At 65.8% G+C, this 3068-nt stretch carries 4 protein-coding genes; 2 read left to right on the forward strand and 2 right to left on the reverse strand.

All coding sequences use genetic code 11. From position 1 onward, the window contains the following. Together AACR77_RS08260 and metB are read right to left on the reverse strand one after the other, a co-directional pair. Positions 1 to 998: amino acid kinase family protein (locus AACR77_RS08260; RefSeq protein ID WP_042880753.1), on the reverse strand; the 998-nt coding region annotated here is incomplete at its 3' end. Beyond that, the gene (metB, locus tag AACR77_RS08265) at positions 998 to 2176 is read right to left on the reverse strand and encodes a cystathionine gamma-synthase (protein WP_010675705.1); all 1179 of its coding nucleotides are present in this window, start codon (positions 2174 to 2176) and stop codon (positions 998 to 1000) included. The genes AACR77_RS08260 and metB, both read right to left, overlap by 1 nt. Before the next feature lie 223 nt (positions 2177 to 2399). On the opposite strand from metB, the gene metJ reads away from it, so the two are divergent. Together metJ and AACR77_RS08275 are read left to right on the forward strand one after the other, a co-directional pair. Continuing rightward, a complete protein-coding gene (gene metJ / locus AACR77_RS08270) occupies positions 2400 to 2723 on the forward strand; it encodes a met regulon transcriptional regulator MetJ (RefSeq protein WP_005327165.1) in 324 nt (107 codons plus the stop codon). A gap of 35 nt (positions 2724 to 2758) precedes the next feature. Then, a partial coding sequence (locus AACR77_RS08275) for an AraC family ligand binding domain-containing protein (protein ID WP_042880756.1) occupies positions 2759 to 3068 on the forward strand: 310 nt, incomplete at its 3' end.

Consider the following 3068-nt stretch of genomic DNA (forward strand, 5'->3'; position numbering starts at 1 on the left):
TGCGGCAGCACCTTGAGCTCGATGAGGGCTATCTGATCCACCGAGGAGACGATGCGGGCACCGCCGGAGCGGGGCGCACGGCGCAGGATGTGGGTACAGCCTTCGTCCGGATTGTAGCTGCAGCGCAGGGTGAGTCGCTGGCGGCTGTCGGCCACCGGCTGCAGGGTACGCGAATGCAGCACCGAGGAGCCCAGGCGCGCCAGCTCGTTGGCCTCGGCCAGGCTCAGGCGCTCCAGCAGACGCGCCTCTTTAACCCGGCGCGGGTCGGCACTGTAGACCCCGGCCACGTCGCTCCAGATGGTGGTGGACTCGCCGTCCGCCAGCGCCGCCAGGAGGCTGGCACTGTAGTCGGAGCCGTTGCGCCCCAGCAGCAGGGAACGCCCCTCCATGTCGGCGGCGATGAAGCCGGTCACCACGATGCGACCGGCGTGCTCGGCCAGGCGGGCCTTGAGCAGCTCGCTGGAGAGGGCGGTATCCACCTTGATGAGGGCGCCGTCTTCTGCGCGCAGGAAGCTGCGGGCATCGAGCCAGGCGGCCGCCTCACCCCGGCTGGTGAGCAGGGCAGCCAGCAGACGGGCGGACCACACCTCGCCAAAGGCGAGCAGGCCGTTGCGCTCGAAGCGGTCAAACTGCCCCTCCAGGGTCTTGGCGATCAGCTGCATGTCGTCCGTCAGTTGCTGGCTCAGATCGAGGTGAAGCTCCCCTTCCAGCAGGCCGTCGATCAGGCTCTGCTGATAGGCGTGCAGGGCGGTGATGGCTTCGCCTGCGGCCTCATCCCCCGCTTCCGCCAGCTCCACCAGCTGGATCAGCCGGTTGGTGGTCTTGCCCGCGGCGGAGACCACCACCAGCTCGTTGCCCCCCACCTGTTGCTCGACGATGCTGGCGACCCGGCGATAACAGACCGGATCCGCCAGGCTGCTGCCGCCGAACTTGTGTACATGGCGCCGCTTGAAGACTGCCTCTGTTGCCACCACACACTCTCCTTGTTGTTGTTCCATTACTTCACCTGCTCTGCCTGTTGTGCCAACTGCGCCTGTTCAAACCCCTGGGCCAGATCGGCCACCAGATCCTCACCGTGTTCAATCCCCACCGACAGGCGCAGCAACTGGGCACTGATACCCGCCGCCTGCTGGGCCGCCGGGGTCATGGCCCTGTGGGTCATGCTGGCCGGATGGGCCACCAGACTCTCCACCCCGCCGAGGGACTCCGCCACCGAGAAGAGGCGCAGCCCCGCGAGGAAGGCGCGCAGCCCCGTCTCGTTGCAATCGAGCTCAAAACTTAGCATGGCGCCAAAGCCGGACTGTTGACGGCGCGCAATGTCGTGGCCCGGATGGCTCGGCAGGCTGGGGTGATAGATCCGCTTGACCAGCGGCTGCTGCTGCAAGAAGGCGAGGATGCGATCCGTGTTCTCCTGATGGGTGCGCAGGCGCGGGGCCAGGGTGCGCAGACCCCGCAGGGTGAGGTAGGAGTCAAAGGCACCGGAAGTGAGCCCCAGGCAGTTGGCCCACCACACCAGGGAGTCGGCAAGAGCCTGATCCTTGGCGATCGCCACACCCCCTACCACGTCGGAGTGGCCGTTGATGTACTTGGTGGTGGAGTGGACCACCACGTCGGCACCAAGGGCCAGGGGCTGTTGCAGCAAGGGGGAGAGGAAGGTGTTGTCCACCACCACCTGGGCCCCCACCCCGTGGGAGGCCTCGGCGATGGCGGCGATGTCCACCACCCGCAGCAGCGGATTGGAGGGGGTCTCCACCCACACCAGTGCGGGTTTCTGGGCCAGCGCGGCGGCCAGCGCCACCTCGTCTCCCTGATCCACGAACTGCACCTGGTAGTGGCCCTTGGCCGCCAGATACTCGAACAGACGCCAGGTACCGCCGTAGCAGTCGTGGGGGGCGATCAGCAGATCCCCCGCCTTGAGCAGAGCCGTGGTCACCAGGTGAACGGCTCCCATGCCGGTGCCGGTCACCACGGCGCCGGCCCCCCCTTCCAGGGCCGCCAGGGCGTCCGCCAGATTGGTGCGGGTCGGGTTGCCGGAACGGGCATAGTCGTATTGACGGGGCTCGCCAAAGTCGGCAAAGGTGTAGTTGCTGGAGAGGTAGATGGGGGGCACCACGGCACCGTGCTGCGTGTCTGTCTCAATCCCGGTGCGTACCGCCAGGGTGGCCTTGTGGGTCATGTCACTCTCCTTGATGGGTTGCCGGAGCCGGTCCGCCTCGTGGGTCGTCCAGCCCCGCTCTCATTTTCGCTGGCCGGACTGCCGGCCCATGGTGCACCACACTACGCCACCTTAAAAAAGCCGTCAACACTTCTAGACGTCTAAATGGCTTTGCTGTTGGATTGCCATTGAATTCCTTAAGGGTTAAAATCCGCGCTCACGGCCAAACGACTACAGGTGGAACATGGGTACAGAGTGGAACGGCGACTACGTCAGCCCCTATGCAGAGCACGGCAAGAAGAGCGAACAGGTCAAGAAGATAACCGTCTCGATCCCGCTCAAGGTGCTGAAGGTGTTGACCGATGAGCGCACCCGTCGCCAGGTGAACAACCTGCGTCATGCGACCAACAGCGAGCTGCTCTGCGAAGCCTTCCTGCACGCCTTCACCGGCCAGCCGCTGCCCTGTGACGACGACCTGCGCAAGGATCACCCGGACAGCGTCCCCGCTGAGGCCCGCGCCATCATGGAAGCCCTTGGCAAAGAGATCGAAGACTTCGACGCCGAGTAATGCGGCTGCCCATGGCAAACGATGCATCCCTTTCAATGACGCGGCCCGGTGCCGCGTCATGCTTATCTGCCGCCTCCCCCTTCAGCCTGCGTCACTACCAGAGCGACATGCAGAGCCACAGTCATGACCACGCCCAGCTGGTGATCCCCCTCGTCGGTCCCCTCGAGATCGAGGTGCAGGGTCGGGGATGTCGCCTCGCCCCCGGTTTTGCCTGCATCATCGCCCCTGGCCTTCGCCACGACTACGCCGCCGATCCGGCGCATGTGTTTCTGGTGCAGGAGAGCCACTGGCTGCCGGCCGCCCTGGGGGACCACCCCTTCGTCGAGCTGGATGAGGCCCAGCGCC

This window comes from Aeromonas sp. ZOR0002, from assembly GCF_963866995.1.
In the GTDB taxonomy this organism is placed as follows: domain Bacteria; phylum Pseudomonadota; class Gammaproteobacteria; order Enterobacterales; family Aeromonadaceae; genus Aeromonas; species Aeromonas caviae.